This window comes from Nocardioides sp. SYSU D00038 (assembly GCF_016924665.1).
Classification (GTDB): domain Bacteria; phylum Actinomycetota; class Actinomycetes; order Propionibacteriales; family Nocardioidaceae; genus Nocardioides.
In genome coordinates this window covers 37,549-55,197 of sequence record NZ_JAFFJT010000008.1, presented here as the reverse complement: position 1 = coordinate 55,197, position 17,649 = coordinate 37,549, and the positions used below count along the sequence as shown (strand labels likewise).

13 protein-coding genes are annotated in these 17,649 nt (G+C 75.3%); 6 read left to right on the top strand and 7 right to left on the bottom strand.

Annotated elements, in window-relative coordinates:
- Positions 1–29 precede the first annotated feature (29 nt).
- The gene (locus JT721_RS04600) at positions 30–719 is read left to right on the top strand and encodes an EcsC family protein (protein WP_205471742.1); all 690 of its coding nucleotides are present in this window, start codon (positions 30–32) and stop codon (positions 717–719) included.
- 541 nt (positions 720–1,260) lie between these two features.
- On the opposite strand, the gene JT721_RS04595 is transcribed toward JT721_RS04600, so the two are convergent.
- The 6 genes from JT721_RS04595 to JT721_RS04570 form a co-directional block, all read right to left on the bottom strand.
- On the bottom strand, positions 1,261–2,472 hold the full coding sequence (locus JT721_RS04595) for a hypothetical protein (protein WP_205471741.1): 1,212 nt from the start codon (positions 2,470–2,472) through the stop codon (positions 1,261–1,263).
- Positions 2,469–3,557, bottom strand: a complete 1,089-nt coding sequence (locus JT721_RS04590; protein ID WP_205471740.1) for a hypothetical protein — start codon at positions 3,555–3,557, stop codon at positions 2,469–2,471. Before JT721_RS04590 ends, JT721_RS04595 begins: the two co-directional genes overlap by 4 nt.
- Positions 3,554–4,645 (bottom strand): hypothetical protein, encoded by a 1,092-nt coding sequence (locus tag JT721_RS04585; protein WP_205471739.1) that lies wholly within the window; start codon positions 4,643–4,645, stop codon positions 3,554–3,556. The genes JT721_RS04590 and JT721_RS04585 overlap by 4 nt, the downstream gene beginning before the upstream one ends.
- Before the next feature lie 458 nt (positions 4,646–5,103).
- Positions 5,104–6,027, bottom strand: a complete 924-nt coding sequence (locus JT721_RS04580) for a hydroxymethylglutaryl-CoA lyase (RefSeq protein WP_205471738.1) — start codon at positions 6,025–6,027, stop codon at positions 5,104–5,106.
- Positions 6,024–7,907: a biotin carboxylase N-terminal domain-containing protein gene (locus JT721_RS04575; RefSeq protein ID WP_205471737.1), complete on the bottom strand. Its 1,884-nt coding sequence runs from the start codon at positions 7,905–7,907 to the stop codon at positions 6,024–6,026. The genes JT721_RS04580 and JT721_RS04575 overlap by 4 nt, the downstream gene beginning before the upstream one ends.
- A 50-nt stretch (positions 7,908–7,957) precedes the next feature.
- On the bottom strand, positions 7,958–9,493 hold the full coding sequence (locus tag JT721_RS04570; protein WP_374220866.1) for a carboxyl transferase domain-containing protein: 1,536 nt from the start codon (positions 9,491–9,493) through the stop codon (positions 7,958–7,960).
- A gap of 152 nt (positions 9,494–9,645) precedes the next feature.
- On the opposite strand from JT721_RS04570, the gene JT721_RS04565 reads away from it, so the two are divergent.
- The 4 genes from JT721_RS04565 to JT721_RS21615 all read left to right on the top strand — a co-directional run bounded on the left by JT721_RS04565 (position 9,646) and on the right by JT721_RS21615 (position 13,514).
- Positions 9,646–10,932 (top strand): O-acetylhomoserine aminocarboxypropyltransferase/cysteine synthase family protein, encoded by a 1,287-nt coding sequence (locus tag JT721_RS04565; RefSeq protein ID WP_205471735.1) that lies wholly within the window; start codon positions 9,646–9,648, stop codon positions 10,930–10,932.
- 15 nt (positions 10,933–10,947) lie between these two features.
- Complete coding sequence (locus JT721_RS04560; RefSeq protein WP_205471734.1) at positions 10,948–12,072, top strand: homoserine O-acetyltransferase; 1,125 nt, start codon at positions 10,948–10,950, stop codon at positions 12,070–12,072.
- A gap of 9 nt (positions 12,073–12,081) precedes the next feature.
- Positions 12,082–12,684, top strand: a complete 603-nt coding sequence (locus tag JT721_RS04555; RefSeq protein ID WP_205471733.1) for a TetR/AcrR family transcriptional regulator — start codon at positions 12,082–12,084, stop codon at positions 12,682–12,684.
- Between the two features lie 116 nt (positions 12,685–12,800).
- Entirely contained in the window at positions 12,801–13,514 is a 714-nt protein-coding gene (locus JT721_RS21615) for a peptidoglycan-binding protein (protein WP_205471732.1), read from the top strand.
- Positions 13,515–13,527: 13 nt separating this feature from the next.
- On the opposite strand, the gene JT721_RS04545 is transcribed toward JT721_RS21615, so the two are convergent.
- Complete coding sequence (locus JT721_RS04545) at positions 13,528–14,592, bottom strand: bifunctional 2-polyprenyl-6-hydroxyphenol methylase/3-demethylubiquinol 3-O-methyltransferase UbiG (protein ID WP_205471731.1); 1,065 nt, start codon at positions 14,590–14,592, stop codon at positions 13,528–13,530.
- Between the two features lie 155 nt (positions 14,593–14,747).
- On the opposite strand from JT721_RS04545, the gene JT721_RS04540 reads away from it, so the two are divergent.
- A complete protein-coding gene (locus JT721_RS04540; protein WP_205471730.1) occupies positions 14,748–17,648 on the top strand; it encodes a BTAD domain-containing putative transcriptional regulator in 2,901 nt (966 codons plus the stop codon).
- Position 17,649: the final 1 nt, after the last annotated feature.

Sequence of the window (17,649 nt, the reverse complement as noted above, 5' to 3'; positions counted from 1 at the left end):
GGTTGAGGCGTCCCGCCTAGGATCGGGGCATGGGCATCCGTCGCAACGTCGCCACCCGCGTGGGGGCCAGCCTCGCCCCGCGGATCACCGAGCTCGCCCCAGGCCTCACCACGACGTTCGTGCGCGAGGCCCTGCACCGCGCCATCGCCGGCGTCGGCCCGCTGCCGCCCGCCGCCGACGCGGCCGAGAAGCAGCTGCGGGAGCAGAAGGGCGACGTCGACAAGGCCGTCCACGAGGTCATCGAGAACCACGTCCGCTACGCCGGCGCCCAGGGCTTCCTCACCAACCTCGGCGGCGTCGTCACCTCGGCGCTGACCATCCCCACCAACATCACCGGCCTGGCCCTGGTGCAGTGCCGGATGATCGCCGGCATCGCCCACCTGCGCGGCTACGACCTCGACGACCCGCGGGTGCGCAACGCCGTGCTCACCTGCCTGCTCGGCGAGGACAGCGTCAAGAAGCTGGTCCGGGCCCGCAAGCTCCCCGCGCCCCCGATGGCGCTCGCGACCGCCCCGGTGCACGACCCCGACCTCGACCGCGTCGTCTCCGCCGAGGTCGCCTCCGACCTGATCACCCAGGTCGCCGGCAAGCGCCTCGCCACCACCGTCGGCCGCCGGGTGCCGGTCGTCGGCGGCATCGTCGGCCTGGGCGCCGACGGGTTCGCGACCTGGAAGATCGGCCGCTACGCCGACCGGGAGCTGCTCGCCCGTCCCCGCTGACCGGTGGTCGAGCAGCGAGCGCCAGCGAGCGTCGTCGAGACCCCGTGAGACGAACGCCGGGCGCTGGTCGAGGAAGGCGGGCAACGCCTGTCTCGAAACCGGTGAGCCGACCGCCCTCCCTGGAACGGGCGACCCCGCGGACGGGGCTCGGACGGCGGGCGACTGCGGATTGGTGTGATCCGGGCGGGTGCTGACTGGTGTTGGGGGGGTGGGTGCGGGGTGCCGCGCGTGGGGGGACTGCGGCTGCTGCGCGCCGGACGTCGTCCGGCATTCGTTGCCGTGTCGCCGGACTCTGCCCTGCGGTCCCCCGGCGCTCGTCTCGGCGCCACGCCGCCGTTTACATGCCGAACGACGCCCGTCGCTCCGCGGCCTCCGTGCGTCCGGCGCGGCACGCCGGCGAGTGGCTCTGGTGCGCACCGCTGGTCGAGGTGCGAGGAGCCCTGGCGACGAGCCTCGAGACCCGGTGAGACGGAAGCCCTCCCGTCCCCACCGGAGGGCGTTCAGGTGCGGGGGTTTCGAGACAGTTGCTAGCGCAACTTCCTCAACCAGCGTCCACCGGGAGGCCGCGGAGGCGGCGGTAGAGGCGGATGAGGAACCGGCCGGAGCCGCGCTCGAGGCGGTGCACGACCTTCTTGCGCAGTCGGTAGACCGGGCGGAGGTGGGCGCGCTCGACCTCGGCGTGGGCGGCGGCCAGCTCGTCGCGGAGGCGGGCCTCCTCCTGGCGCAGGCGGGTGGCCTCGAGGAGGAGGGCGGTGATGGCGTCGACGCCGGCCGCGGCGACCTGGCGCTCGCGGGGGGCGTCGGGGTCGGCGAAGCCCGCGGCGGGCGGGGCGCCGAGCAGCTCGTCGAGGTCGCCCACGACGTCGTAGCCCCGCTCGCGCACCTCGCGCACCCACGACGCGCTCAGCTCCTGCACCCACGGGTGGACGTCGGGGGGCAGGGCGAGCCGGGGGGAGCCGGTGCGGCGCGACAGGGTCTGGTGGGCGAGCAGCTCGCGCACCAGCGGGCGGTAGTGCTCGGGCTCGACGAGCGCGTTGGCGTCGCGGTTGATCCGGCGCAGCAGCGCGGTCTCCGGTACGCCGAGCGAGGGGTTGGCGCGGTCGGTGCCGAGATCGAGCTCGAGGCCGTCGAGGCCGAACGCCCGGCTGAACCGCTGCCACAGCAGCTCCGGCGGCCCGCCCGGCGGCGGCACGGTCACGAGGTGCACGTGCTCGGGCGGCAGGTCGTGGGCCCACCGGTTGAGGATGTCGGGGATCTCCTGCACCCCCCAGAACCACGAGCCGATCCGGCTGTCGCGGGTGGGGTCCTGGATCCGCTCGAGGAACGTCGCGTAGCTCAACGTCGAGCGGTGCTTGACGTTCTCCTGCCACTCCGCCGGGATCTGCCGCACCAGGTCGCGCACCGACAGCACGACGTGCACCTCGGCGCCGGCGCCGTGCCCCACCGACTCCAGGGCCCGGGCGACCTGGCTGCGCGAGGCGGTGGCCAGGATCTCGTGGCTCACGATCGCGGTGCCGGACGCCGCCCGCACCCGCGCCGCCAGCTCGTCCCACGCCCCGATCGCCTCGGCCTCCAGCCCGCCCCACGGCAGCCGCATCAGGTCGAGCGCGGCGAGGAAGTGGTAGTCGAACCGCGGCGCGTGGTAGCTGACGCCCTGCGGCTCGAGCGCCTCCTGGTTGCGGAACAGCACGTCCTGGAAGTACGACGTGCCGGTCTTCGGCGTCCCGACGTGCAGCAGCACCCGCTTGCTCATGGGTGCGCCTCCTCGGGAGCGGTCTGGTGGTCGAGCAGGAGGGCCAGCGCGAGGTCGAGGACGCCGTCGACCGCCGGCTCGGCCGCGCCGTCGTGCTGCCGGGGCAGCAGCAGGTCCGGCTCGCCGTGCACAGCGTAGTGGGCGGCGAGCAGCCGCTCCCGGTGGCGCTCGGCCATCGCCGTCACCTGCTCGGCCCGGTCGGGAGGTACGACGAGCGCGGGGCCTGGCCGACCCACCAGCCGCGGCAGCAGCACGCCGCGCAGCAGCGCGACCCGGCGGGCGGGCACCACGTGGTGGCCGAGCGCGGCCGAGACGTGCCGGGCCAGCTCGACGCCCGCGGCTGGCAGCGTGGGACGCACGGGCAGCGGGCGCCGGGTGCGCACCAGCCCGGCGACGAGCGCCGGGTCGAGCACCACCCGCACCCGCGATCGGCCGAGCCGCCCGGCCCAGGCGTCGGCGACCCGCACCAGGTCGGCGCGGCGCGGCGGCACCGGGCGGCGCAGCACGGCGTCGAGCCACTCGCCCCACGGCGGGCCGCCCTCGGCGAAGCACCGGGCGGTCCAGGCGTCGACCAGCATCGCGGCCTGGTCGGTGCCGACGACGTGGGCGACGGTGCCGGGGCCGCCGGGCCAGCGGCGCCGGTCGAGCATCGCCTCGGTCATGGTGTGCGCCACCCAGGCATCGCCGACGATCCGCCACCGCGGGCGGCGCGGCCGGCGGGGCGTGCGCTCGGGCACCGGGCCCGCCACGACGTCCTCCGCGATCACGCCGGTCGCCACCCGCACCAGCTCGTCGGCCGGCAGCGACGACGGGTCGACCGGCTGCGGGCCGAACGGCGAGCCCTCGTCGGCGCCGACCAGCTCGAAGTCCGGTCGGCCGCGCCCGGGTGCGCTGGTGGCCAGCACCCGGTCGGCGAGCGCCGTCGACGGCCGCCCGGCGAGGTTGAGCCGACGCAGCAGCTCCAGCTGCTGGGCACCCGGCAGCACCCGGTCGGCGCGGTCGGCGGGCGCGGACCAGTCGGCCCACGGCGTCGTGCCGCCGTCGCGCAGGTGGGCGATCCACCCCCACGCGCGGGCCCGGCTCATCGGGGCAGCACCCGGCGGGCCGCGCGGCGTACCCGGGCGGTGACCTGCTCCTGCGGCTCGGGTCGCCGGCCGGCCTCGAGCACCACGGCGACCAGCGCGTCGAGCGCGGCCGAGGCGACGTCGCGGGCGGGCGGCTTGTCGGGGTTGTGCCAGACGGCCTCGGGGTCGGGCCGGGCGGGCCGCAGCTCCTCGAGGTCGCCCACGACGTCGATGCCGGAGCCGGCGGCCCAGTCGATCCAGTGCTGGGCCACGCCGCTGGCCCACGCGTGGGCCTCGGGCGGCAGCACCACCCGGGTCATGCCGTCGCGCTGGGCGAGGGTCTCGTGGACGACGACGTGGCGCACGATCGTGCGGTAGTCGGCCGGCTCGATGCCCGCCTCGCGCAGCCGGCTGTTGAGGCGGCGCACCAGCGTGGTCTCGGCGCCGCCGAGGGAAGGGTTGCGGCGCTCGCTGTCGAGCGGCGCCCACGCGGGGTCGATGCCGGTGGCGGTGCAGAACCGGCGCCACAGCTCGCCGTGCCGGGCCCCCGGCTGGGGGACGGTCACGAGGTGGACCTGGCTGGGCAGGAGGTTGGCGCTCCAGCGCTCCAGCACGTCGGGCAGCCCCTGCACCCGCCAGAACCAGCGGCTGGCCTTGCGCGAGTCGGAGGCCTGGAGCTGCTTGAGGAACGAGCGGAACGTCACCCGCCGCTGGTGCTTGACCTGCTCCTGCCACTCGGCCGCCACCTGGCGGGCGATGTCGCGCGCGGAGTAGACGACGTGCACCTCGGCGGGCGCCAGGTCGGCCATCGCCCGCTCCACCTGGGCCGGGGTCGCGCCGGCGAGGATCTCGTGGCTGATCACGACCGTGCCCTTGGCGCGCGCGACCCGCTTGGCCAGCGCGGCCCACTCCCCCTGCACCTCGGGTCGCATCCCGCCCCAGGGCCGGTCGATCAGGTCGAGGGCCGCCGGGAACATGTCCTCGTGGCTGCCGACGGGGTAGCGGACGCCGTGGCGGGCCAGCCGGGTGCGGTTGAGGTGGAGCCGGTCCTGGACGTAGGTGGTGCCGGTCTTGGGCGCACCCACGTGCACGTACACCCGGTCCGCCATGCCCGGCAGTCTATGGACCCGGCCCGGCCGGGGCGTGCGTGGTGACTCCGCGGACGGGGCCCGGGTGGGGGCTAACTCTCTGTCGTGCGATCCAGGCGGCGGGTAACTGGCGTGGGTGGGTGCGTTGTGCCGCGCGTGGTGGGGCACTGCGGCTGCTGCGCGCCGGACGTCGTTCGGCACTCGTTGCCGTGTCGCCGGACGCTGCCCTGCCGTTCCCCGGTGTCCGCTTCGGCGCCACGCCGCCGTCTACGTGCCGAACGACGCCCGTCGCTCCGCCGCCTCCGTGCCGGCGGCGCGGCACGCCGGCGTGCGGTGGTCGAGGTGCGAAGGCCGCCAGGCCTGAGCCTCGAGACCCGGCGAGACGAACGCCCTCCCGTCCCCACCGGAGGGCGCTCGGCCGTCAGGGGTCTCGACGGGCGCTCGTCGCTGGCGCTCCTCGCTGCTCGACCACCGTGCAGTCAGCCGAGGGCGCGCACCACCGCGGAGGGGCTCGGGCGGCCCAGGTGGCCGGCGAGCCAGGTGCTGGTGGCGACCAGGGCGTCGAGGTCGACGCCGTGCTCGATGCCGAGGCCGGTGAGCAGCCAGACGAGGTCCTCGGTGGCGAGGTTGCCGGTGGCGCTGGCGGCGTAGGGGCAGCCGCCGAGGCCACCCGCGCTCGCGTCGTACGTCGTCACCCCCGCCCGCAGCCCGGCCTGGACGTTGGCGAGTGCCTGGCCGTAGGTGTCGTGGAAGTGCAGCGCCAGCCGGTCGGGGCCGATCCCGGCGGCGCCGAACGCGGCGACCAGCGCGCCGACGTGGCCGGCGGTGGCCACGCCGATGGTGTCGCCGAGGCTGAGCTGGGAAGCGCCGAGGTCGAGCAGCCGGACGCCGACCCGCACCACCTGGTCGATCGGCACCGCGCCCTCCCACGGGTCGCCGAAGCACATCGAGACGTAGGCCCGCACGTCGAGGCCGGCCGCGCGGGCCCGGGTCACGACGGGCTCGAACATCGCGAACTGCTCCTCGACGGAGCGGTTGAGGTTCCTCTGCGCGAAGGTCTCGGTGGCGGAGCCGAAGATCGCGACGTGCCGCAGGCCCAGGGCCAGCGCGCGGTCGAGGCCGCGCTCGTTGGGCACCAGCACCGGCAGCGCGACGCCGTCGGGGCCGAGCCGGGTCATCAGCTCCTCGGCGTCGGCGAGCTGGGGCACCCACCTCGGGTGCACGAACGACGTCGCCTCGACCACCGGCAGCCCCGCGGCCACCAACCGGCGCACCAGCTCCTCCTTGACCTCGACCGGCACCAGCGCCTGCTCGTTCTGCAGCCCGTCGCGCGGCCCGACCTCCCAGATCGTGACGCGCTCGGGCAGCCCGGGCTCGGGCACCACCATCGGCAGGCCGGTCATGCCTCGTCCTCCTCCTCGGGCTCGACCACGAACAGGGTCGCGCCCAGCGGCACCTGCTGCCCGGCGCCGGCGGCCACCGAGGCGACGGTGCCGGCGAACGGCGCGGTCAGGGTCAGCTCCATCTTCATCGCCTCCATGCTGCCGAGCACCTGCCCCGACTCGACCCGATCGCCGGCGGCGACGCGGACGTCGAGCACGGTGCCGGGCATCGGCGCCGCGACCGTGCCGTCGCCCGCGGCGGCCGTGGGGGCCAGCCGGTCGGGCGGCGTGAACAGGTGGCGCTGCCCGGCGACCACCACGTCGACGAACCCGGGCTGGGCGTTGACCACCGCCTCGACCGGGCGCCCGTCGACCAGCAGCCGCACGGTGTGGTCGGCAGCGGAGAGCTCCCTGACCGGTACGCCGTCGACGGTGCCGGCGGCGCGGTCGACGACGACCGGCCGGTCGAGGTCGACCACCGTGGGTGCGGGGGGTCCGGCGAGCCGCCACCCGTCGGCGGCGAACGGGTGGCCGCGGTCGGTGACCGCGGTGAGCATCGCCGAGACCCAGGCCGCGACCAGCCGGGCGGTGGCGGGGTCGGGTGGCGCCAGCTCCGCGGTGTCGAGCCAGGCGGTGTCGATGGTCGCGTCGCGGAACTCGTCGCTGCCCACCAGGTCGCGCAGGAAGCCGACGTTGGTGGTGAGCCCCAGGATGCTGGTCTGCTCGAGCGCGGCCACCAGCCGGGCCCGGGCCTCCTCGCGGTCGCGGCCGGAGGCCACCACCTTGCCGAGCATCGGGTCGTACGCCGTGCCGACCCGCTGCCGCGGGTGGAGCGCGTGGTCGGTGCGGGCCAGCGCGGGGTCGGGCCAGCGGACGATCGAGGCGGTGCCGGCCTGCGGGAGGAAGTCGTGGAACGGGTCCTCGGCGTAGACCCGGGCCTCGATCGCGTGGCCGAACGGTCCCGGCGCCTCGGTGAGGCGCAGCGGCTCGCCGGCGGTGATCCGCAGCTGCTCCTCGACCAGGTCGAGTCCGGTGATCGCCTCGGTGACGGGGTGCTCGACCTGGAGCCGGGTGTTCATCTCCAGGAAGTAGGCCTCGTCGGTGTCGGTGTCGAGCAGGAACTCCACGGTGCCGGCGTTGGTGTAGCCGACGTGGCGGGCCAGCGCGACCGCCGACGAGGTCACGAGCTCGCGCACCGCCGCGCTGATCGTGGGCGCGGGCGCCTCCTCCACGACCTTCTGGTGCCGCCGCTGGGCCGAGCAGTCGCGCTCGTGGAGGTGGACGACGTTGCCGTGGTGGTCGGCCAGCACCTGCACCTCGATGTGGCGGCCGTGCTCGACGTACTTCTCCACGATCATCGTGTCGTCGCCGAAGGCACCGGCCGCCTCGCGCCGCGCCGCGGCCAGCGCCTCGGCCATCCCGGCCTCGCTGCGCACGATCCTCATGCCCTTGCCGCCGCCGCCGGCGGCGGCCTTGACCAGCACGGGGTACGCCGCGTCGTCGCCGGTGGGCACCACCGGCACGCCGGCCGCGACCGCGATCTCGCGGGCGGCGTCCTTGCGGCCCATCTGCTCCATCACCGCCGCGCTCGGCCCCACGAGCCGGACGCCGGCCGCCTCGAGCGCGGCCGCGAACTCGGCCCGCTCGGAGAGGAAGCCGTAGCCGGGGTGGACGGCGTCGGCACCGCTGGCGACCGCGGCGGCGACGAGCGCGTCGACGTCGAGGTAGCCGGCGACCTCGACGGCCTCGTCGGCGGCGAGCACGTGAGGCGCGTCGGCGTCGGTCGCGGTGAAGACCGCGACGGTGGGCAGCTGCAGACGCCGGCAGGTGCGTAGCACGCGCAGCGCGATCTCGCCGCGGTTGGCGACCAGCACCTTGGCCAGGGCGACGGGCTCGGGCACGGCTGCTCCTCGGTGGGGCTCGGGGTTCGTCGACGCGTCCACGGCCCGCCTCACATCCGGAAGACGCCGTAGGAGGGGGCCGGCACCGGCGCGTGCGCCGCCGCGGCCAGGCCCATGCCGAGCACCCGCCGGGTGTCGGCGGGGTCGATGACGCCGTCGTCCCAGAGCCGGGCGGTGGAGTAGTAGGGCGAGCCCTGGGTCTCGTACTGCTCGCGGATCGGCGCCTTGAACTCGTCGTCGTCGGGCCGGCCCGCGACCGTGGCGAGCACGGAGGCGGCCTGCTCCCCGCCCATCACCGAGATCCGGGCGTTGGGCCACATCCACAGGAAGCGCGGGTCGTAGGCGCGCCCGCACATGCCGTAGTTGCCGGCGCCGTAGGAGCCGCCGATGACCACGGTGAACTTCGGCACGACCGAGCACGCGACCGCGGTGACGAGCTTGGCGCCGTCGCGCGCGATGCCGCGGTTCTCGTACTCGCGACCGACCATGAAGCCGGTGATGTTCTGGAGGAAGACCAGCGGGATGCCGCGCTGGTTGCACAGCTCGATGAAGTGCGCGCCCTTGAGGGCCGACTCGCTGAACAGGATGCCGTTGTTGGCCACGATGCCGACCGGGTGGCCCCAGACGTGGGCGAAGCCGGTCACCAGCGTCTCGCCGTAGAGCCGCTTGAACTCCTGGAACCGGCTGCCGTCGACCACCCGACGGATGACCTCGCGCACGTCGTACGGCGTGCGGGTGTCGGCGGGCACCACGTCGGGCAGGGTCGTGGGGTCCTCGAGCGGCTCCTCGGGCTCGCGCACCTCCCACGGCGCGGCCGGGGTGGGGCGCAGGGTGTCGACGATGCCGCGCACGATCGCGAGCGCGTGGAGGTCGTCGTCGGCGAGGTGGTCGACGACGCCCGACCGGCGGGCGTGCACGTCACCGCCGCCGAGCTCCTCGGCGGTGACGACCTCACCGGTCGCGGCCTTCACCAGCGGCGGGCCGCCGAGGAAGATCGTCCCCTGCTCCTTGACGATCACGGTCTCGTCGCTCATCGCCGGCACGTAGGCGCCGCCTGCGGTGCACGAGCCCATCACGCTGGCGACCTGGGGGATGCCGCGGGCGGAGAGGTTGGCCTGGTTGAAGAAGATCCGGCCGAAGTGCTCGCGGTCGGGGAACACCTCGTCCTGCATCGGCAGGAACGCGCCGCCGGAGTCGACGAGGTAGAGGCACGGCAGGTGGTTGTCGGCGGCGACCTGCTGGGCGCGCAGGTGCTTCTTGACCGTCATCGGGTAGTAGGTGCCGCCCTTGACCGTGGCGTCGTTGGCGACGACCACGCAGGTGCGGCCGCTGACCCGGCCGATCCCGGTGACGATGCCGGCGCTCGGCACCGGGGACTCGCCCGGCTCGCCGTACATGCCGGTCGCGGCGAGCGGGCTGAGCTCGAGGAACGGGCTGCCGGGGTCGAGCAGCCGGTCGACCCGGTCGCGGACCAGCAGCTTGCCGCGGTCGGTGTGCTTGCGCCGGGCCGCCTCCGAGCCGCCGAGGCGGGCCGCGGCGAGCCGCTCGCGCAGGTCGGCCACCAGGGTGCGCAGGTCGTCGGTCACGCCCCCGAGGTTAGCGATCATTAACCAGCGCGTCCACGACGCCGAGCACACCGGGACGGCCGAGCCCGGCCGTGACCAGCGGGCGGACACTCATTGTCGTGTCTTTTACTCTACTTTAGAGTCGGGAGCCCGACCCGATCCAGGAGCAGACGATGACCTACCGCCCCGAGACGCTGGCCGTGCACGCGGGCCAGGAGGAGGCCGACCCGGCCACCAACGCCCGCGCCGTGCCGATCTACCAGACCACGTCGTACGTCTTCAACGACACCGAGCACGCAGCCAACCTCTTCGCGCTGGCCGAGCCGGGCAACATCTACACGCGGATCATGAACCCGACCCAGTCGGTGTTCGAGGACCGGATCACCCAGCTCGAGGGCGGCGTCGGCGCGCTCGCGACCGCCTCGGGGTCGTCGGCGACGACGTACGCCGTGCTGAACCTGACCTACGCCGGCGACAACATCGTCGCGCTCTCGACGCTCTACGGCGGCACCTACGCGCTCTTCGCGCACACCCTGCCCCAGTTCGGGATCGAGGTGCGCTTCGTCGACCCCGAGAAGCCCGAGGAGCTCGCGGCCGCCGTCGACGAGAAGACCAAGCTGGTCTTCGCCGAGACCGTCGGCAACCCGAAGATCAACGTCGTCGACCTGCGCGCCTGGGCCGACGCCGCCCACGCCCTGGGCCTGCCGCTGATCGTCGACAACACCGCCCCGACCCCGCTGCTGGTGCGGCCCTTCGACCACGGCGCCGATGTGGTCGTCCACTCGGCCACCAAGTACATCGGTGGCCACGGCACCTCCATCGGCGGCGTGATCGTCGACTCCGGGAAGTTCGACTGGGCCGCCCACGCCGAGCGGTTCCCCGGGCTGACCCAGCCCGACGCGGCGTACCACGGCGTCGTGTGGACCGACGCGGTCGGCGAGCTGGCCTACATCATCCGCGCCCGCACCGTGCTGCTGCGCAACACCGGCGCCGCGATCACCCCGATCAACTCCTGGCTGTTCCTGCAGGGCCTGGAGACGCTCCACCTGCGGATGGAGCGGCACAGCGAGAACGCGCTCAAGGTCGCCCGGTTCCTCGAGGGCCACGACAACGTCGCCTGGGTGAGCTACCCCGGGTTGGAGTCGTCGGCGTACAAGGCCGTGGCCGACCGGATCTTCACCGGCCGCGGCTACGGCGGCCTGGTGAGCTTCGGCGTGAAGTCGGGCCGCGACGGCGGCAAGCGGCTGGTCGAGGGCCTGGAGCTGTTCAGCCACCTGGCCAACATCGGCGACGCCAAGTCGCTGGCGATCCACAACGCCACCACCACCCACAGCCAGCTGACCCCCGAGGAGCTCGAGGCCGCCGGCGTGCCGGAGGACATGGTGCGGCTGAGCATCGGCATCGAGCACGTCGACGACCTGATCGCCGACCTCGACCAGGCCCTCACCGCGGCCAAGTAGCCGAGGACGGCGCGGGTGCCGCTGGGCCTCACCACCACGCAGCGGGTCGTCCTCTGGAACGAGGACGACCCGCTCGTGCTGTCCAGCGGCGACGCGCTCGGGCCGGTCGAGGTGGCCTACGAGACCTACGGCGAGCTGTCGCCGACGCGCGACAACGCCGTGGTGGTCTGCCACGCGCTCACCGGCGACGCGCACGCCGCCGGGCACCACGGCGACCCGACGCGCCGCGGCTGGTGGGACAACCTGATCGGGCCCGGCCGCGCCCTCGACACCGACCGCTGGTTCGTGGTCTGCGCCAACCTGCTCGGCGGCTGCCGGGGCACGACCGGGCCGCTGTCGACCAACCCCGCCACCGGGCGGCCGTGGGGGCTGGACTTCCCGCTGCTGTCGATGTCGGACCTGGTGGCGGTGCACCGCGGACTGGTGCACCACCTCGGCATCGAGCGGCTGCACGCCGCCGTCGGCGGATCCCTGGGCGGCATGCAGGTGCTGCAGTGGACCGTCGACCACCCCGGCGAGATCGACCGCGCCGTGCTGGTGGCGGCCTCGTCGCGGCTGACCGCGCAGAACATCGCGTTCTCGGCGGTGGCCCGCCAGGCGATCCTGCGCGACCCCGACTTCCAGGACGGCCGCTACCCCGGCACCGGCCGCCGTCCCGACCTCGGGCTCTCGATCGCGCGGATGATGGCCCACATCACCTACGTCTCCGAGGAGGCGCTGCGCCAGAAGTTCGACCGGGCCCGGGTCGACGACGGCGAGCCACGGCTCGGGGTGGACTTCCAGGTGGAGTCGTACCTCGACCACCAGGGCCGGGCGTTCGTCGAGCGGTTCGACGCGCTGTCGTACCTCTACCTCACCCGGGTCATGGACTACTACGACGCCTTCGCCGACCCCGACGCGGTGGCGCGCGCGGCCGCGGCGACGGCGTACCACCTGCTGTCGTTCGACAGCGACTGGCGGTTCCCCACCGCCCACACGCTGCGGATCCGCGACGTGCTGGCGGAGGCGGGCGCGGCGGTGACGTTCGAGGAGCTCGCCTCGCCGTGGGGTCACGACTCGTTCCTGCTCGAGCCGCCGGGCTACCACGACCGGGTGCGCGCCTTCCTGGACGCGCCGCCAGGGGAGGTGAACGGTCGCTAACCTGAGCCGGTGACCGCCGCCCCGCAGGAGACCCGCCGCGAGCAGATCCTCGCGACCGCGGCGGAGCTGTTCGCGGCGCGCGGCTTCCACGGCGTCTCGGTGGCCGACCTCGGCGCCGCGTGCGGCATCTCCGGCCCGGCGCTCTACAAGCACTTCGCCTCCAAGGACGCGGTGCTGGCCGAGATGCTGGTCTCGATCAGCGAGGAGCTGCTCACCGTCGGCCGGGCCCGGGCCGCCGAGGCCGCCGAGGCCGGCGACGCCGCGGCCGCCCTGGCCGCGCTGGTGGAGTGGCACGTCGACTTCGCGCTGCGGCACCGGGCGCTGATCGTGGTGCAGGACCGCGACTGGGAGTCACTGCCGGCCGAGGCCCGCGAGCGGGTGCGCACCCTGCAGCGCCAGTACGTCGACGTCTGGGCCGACCGGCTCCGCGAGCTCCACCCCGGGCTGACCCGCCAGCCTGCCCGGGCGATGGCGCACGCGGCGTTCGGCCTGATCAACTCCACCCCCCACAGCGGCCTGCTCCCCGACGTACGGATGCGGGAGCTGCTGCGGCAGATGGCTGGTCGGGCGCTGGGGATGGGGGCCTCGGAGCCGGGCGGCGCACGCTTGTAACGCTCCTTTATCCGGACTGGTGCGCCCCTGTGACGGCGCCCCAGTCCGGATAACCGCGCGTTACAAGCGGCGGTGGCGCCCCGGCCGGGGCCCCCCGGGCTGACTAGGGTGACCGGGTGCGGTGGAGGTCTCGGACGGCGGCGCTGGTGGCGGCCGTGGTGCTCGGCACCGGGGGCGGGGTGGTGACCGGGCTGGTCACGACGTCGGAGCCCGGGCCGGAGGTGGGTGCGGTCGCGGACCCGCTCAACCTCGGCGTGCCGCTCGACGACCAGCCGTGCTCGGGCGAGTCGCTGCTCGTCGTCGGGATCGGCGACGGCGCCGCGCCGCTGGTCGCCGCGGTGGCCGACCAGGACCCCGACGAGGTGCGCTACCTGCGCACCGACGACTCCTGCCCCACGATCTACGGCACCGAGAACCTCCGCGACCCCGACTACGTCGCCTACCTCGGCCCGTTCCCCACCATGGCCCCGGCCTGCGCGGCCCGGATGACGCCCGAGCACCGCGGTGACTTCGTCACCAGGCTGCGCGACGGCAACGACATCTTCGTCCGGTGCGTGTGCGTGCTGCCCGACGAGACCGGCCCGGTGCTGCGGCCCGGCATGGAGTCCGACGCGACCACCTCGATCTGGATCCGCCAGCTGCAGGGGCTGCTCAACGAGCTCGACCCCGAGGCGTTCCCGACCGCGTGGGTCAACGGCGTCTACGACGAGCGCACCCAGGCCCGGATCGAGGACCTGCAGGCGCGGGCCCAGATCGGGGTCGACGGTGTGGTCGACGCCCAGACCTGGGGCCTGGTGCGCGACCGCACCTGCGACCGCTTCGACTTCTGAGCCGCCCCGGCGCTCAGGCCACCAGCCGGTAGAACCGGAACATCTCGTGCTCGATCGGCAGCACCTCCACGCCCGAGAAGCCCGCGTCACCGGCGTACGCCGCCAACGTGTCGGGCCGCATCACGGTCCCCGTGCCCACCGAGGGGTGGTGGGACAGCCCGTCGGGCAGGCAGATCAGCACGGACATGCCGTACATCAGCTGCTCCACGGCGTCGCCCGACCGACCGGTGAACTCCGCTGGCACCCGCTCGTCCATCACCAGCACCGTGCCGCCGGGGCGGACCAGGCGCCGGGCCGCGGCCAGCACGCCCACCGGGTCGGGGAGGTCGTGCACGCACTCGAACGCCGTCACCAGGTCGTAGCCCTCGCCCGGGTCGGCGGTCGCGGCGTCGCGCACCTCGAAGCGCACCCGGTCCGACAGCCCGTACTCCGCAGCGGTCGCGGTGGCCGCGGCGACCGAGTCGGCGTCGACGTCGAAGCCGTCGACGGTGGCGGCGGGGTAGGCCAGCCCCATCCCGATCGACGACCAGCCGTCGCCGCACCCGAGGTCGGCGACCCGACCGCCGGCGCCCAGCGCGCGGTGCACGTCGGGCAGCGACGGCAGCCAGTCGCTGCCGAGCGAGTGCAGGAAGAGCGGCCGGTTGGCCTCGGCCTGCCCGCGGCGCATGGCGGCGCCGTACTGCGACCACGGCACGCCGCCACCGGTGCGGAACGCCTCCTGCAGCGCGGGCAGCTGCACCGCGGCTGCCGCGATCACGTCGGCGAACGGCGTGAAGAACGACAGCGAGTCGGGGTCGCAGAGCACGGCGGCGTGCTCGGCCGACACCGCGAACCGGCGCTCCTCGGCGGGCAGGGCGGGGTCGTCGACGTCGATCAGACCGGCGACGGTCTGCTGCTCCAGCCACTCGCGGGCGTAGCGCGGGTGCAGGCCGGCGGCCTCCGCCAGCTCGGCGGCGGTGCACGGCCGCTGGTGCAGCACGCCGTAGAGGCCGAGCTGCGAGCCCAGGTGGACGGTCAGGATGTCGAGCGCGCCCAGCGCGGAGCCGAACAGGTGGTCGGCCAGCTCGTCGGTCTTCATGGTCTTCTCCTCGGGAGTCGGGGTGCGCCACCGGTCGGGTGGCGGGCCCCACGCTGGGCCGCCGCCCTGACACGCGGCGGTCACCCGGCTGACAGCCGGCCCCGGACCGGTGAAAGGTCGTGGACGCCGGCCCCCGGGGTCGTCATGCTCGGGGCGTGACCACGCACGGCGACCCGGACCCAAGGGAGCCCGTCCTCGTGGCCCGGGTGCTGGGGGAGCCGCTCCTCGTCGGTCACCCCGACGCGTCGTACCCCGCGGGCCGGCCGGGCCGGCTGCTCACCGCGTTGCTGCTGGCCCGGGGACGGTCGCTGACCCAGCAGCGGCTGGTCGACGACGTCTGGGGCGAGGAGCTGCCCGCCGACCCGCGGGCGGCGCTGCACACCACCGTGGCCCGGCTGCGACGCGCGCTCGGTCCCCGCGGTGGCGACCTCGACCGGGTGGGCACCGGCTACCGGCTCGCCCGCGACCACCTGCTCGTCGACGCCGAGCTCTTCCTCGAGGAGGCCCGGCCGACGCCCGGCGAGGCCCCCGCACAGGCACTCGTGCGCTGCGAGGGGGCCCTGGCCCGGTGGCGCGGCCCGGCGTGGGCCGGGCACGCCGACGACCTGGCCCGCGGCGAGGCCTCGCGCCTCGACGCGGCGCGGCTCGAGGTCCGCGAGCAGCGGGCCGCCGCCCTGCTCGACCTGGGCCGGACCGCCGACGCGATCGGCGAGCTCCGGGTGCTGGTGGCCGAGGAGCCGCTGCGCGAGCGCGCGGTCGGCCTGCTGATGACCGGCTGGCACCGCGCCGGCGACGTGGGGGCGGCGCTCGAGGTCTGGACCGACCACCGCGAGCGGCTGGCCGACGAGCTCGGCCTCGACCCCTCACCGGCCCTGGTCGAGCTGCACCGCTCGGTGCTGCAGCGACGACCCGAGGAGGAGAGCCCGAACGGCGGCGGACCGGCCGGCCCGCCGGCGCCCGCGCCCGGCCGCCCCGCGCTGCTGGGGCGCGAGGCCGCGCTCGGCACCCTCACCCAGATGCTCGACCTGCACCGCTGCGTGACGCTGGTCGGCACCGGTGGGGTCGGCAAGACCTCCCTGGCCGCGACCGCCGTCTCCGGGCGCGACCACTGGTGGGTCGACCTCGCCCGGGTGACCGACCCCGCGCTGGTGGTGCCGACGGCTGCCGACGCCCTGGGTGTCGACCTCCATCCGGGCACGCCGGTCGAGGCCTCGATCGCCGCCCGGCTGGCCGCGCTCGACGGCGTCGTCGTCGTCGACAACTGCGAGCACCTGATCGCCGCGGCCGCCGACCTCGTGGACCGGCTGCTCCGCGCCGGGCCACGGGTGCGGGTGCTGGCCACCTCACGGGAGCGGCTGGCCCTCGACGAGGAGCGGGTGCTGCCGCTGCCGCCCCTCCAACTGCCGGCGCCGGGCACCGCCGACGCGGGCGCGCCGTCGGTGGCCCTGTTCCTCGAGCGCGCCCGGGCCGTGGCCCCCGACCTCGAGCCCGACGACGCCGTCCTCGCCACCGTCGCCGACCTCGTCCGCCGGCTCGACGGGCTGCCGCTCGCCATCGAGCTGGCCGCCGGCCGGGTCGGCTCGGTCAGCCTCGACGACCTGCGCGACCGGATCGTCGACCGGGCCGACCTGCTGCGCACCACCTCGCCGCGGGCCTCGGCCCGGCAGCGGGCCCTGGCCTCCACGATCGCCTGGTCCTACGAGCTCCTCGACGCGGAGGAGCAGCGGGCGTTCCGCTGGCTGTCGCGCTGCGCCGGCAGCTTCGACCTCGCCACCGCGGAGGCGCTGCTCGGACCCGACGCGATCGACCTGGTGCCGGCGCTGGCGGAGCGGTCGCTCCTGGTGCGGCCGGCCACGAGCGGCCCCGGCGCCTACCGGATGCTGGAGACGCTCCGCTCCTACGCCGCCTCGCTCCTCGACGCCGACGAGCAGGAGGCACTCGCCCTCGCCCACGCCCGGTGGCTGGCCGGCCTGGCCACCGACGTCGGCCGCGGGCTGCTCGGCCCCGAGGAGTCGCGGTGGACCCACCGGATGGACCAGGCCGCCGCCGACCTCCCCGTCGCGCTGGGCTGGGCGATCGAGCACGGCGAGGCGGCGCTGGCGGCCGAGATGCTGGCCGGCGCCCACCGGTGGGCCTACTTCCGGCTGCGCGGCGACCTGCTCGGGCGGGCCCACGACGCGCTCGCCCTCGGCCCCGCCGGCCGGACCGCCGGGGTGCACCTCTGCGCATCGGCGTGGCACTGGATGCGCGGCGAGCACCGCGAGGGGCGCGAGCAGGGCGAGCTGGCGCTGGCCGCCGCCCGCACCGCCCACGAGCTGGCCGCGGCCCGCGACGCCCTCTCGGACAACGCGCTCGCCGAGGGCGACCTCGACGCCTCGCGACGTCACAGCCGCGAGGGCCTGGAAGTCGCCACCGCGGCCGGCGAGTGGACCGACGCCGCGGCCGCTGCTTGCGCACTGGTGCTCGCCACGACGTACGCCGGCGACGACGCGGCCCCGATGCTCGAGGAGGCGCACGCGCTGGCCCACCGGGGCGGCAGCCGGAGCTGGATCGCGTTCATGCACTACGCCGAGGGCGAGGTCCACGCCGACCGCGACCCCCAGCGCGCGCTGGCCGCCCTGGCCACCGCCCACCGGGTCGCCGACGAGGTCGACAACCGCCTGGTCGCCGGGGTCGCGGTCACCGCGGAGACCGCGCTGCTCGCCCGGGCCGGGCCGCTCGACCGCACCACGGTGGAGCGCTGCTGCGCGGCGGTGGAGCACTGGCGGCGGTCGGGCAGCGAGCGGCTGTTCCTGACCTGCCTGCGCAACCTGGTGCCCCTGCTCGACCGGCTCGGCGCGCACGCCGCGCTGGTCGAGCTGGTCGCCGCCACCGAGGGCCAGCAGGCCTACGGCGCCGAGGCCGACCGGCTCGGCGTCGCCCTCGACCGGGCCGCGGCGGCGCTCGACCCCGACCGGATGGCGGCCGCCCGGTCAGCGGGCTCCGTGCGCACGCTCGACGCGGCCGCCACCGCGGTGGTCGCGGCCCTGCGCGCGTCCGTCACCCCGGCCCCCTGAG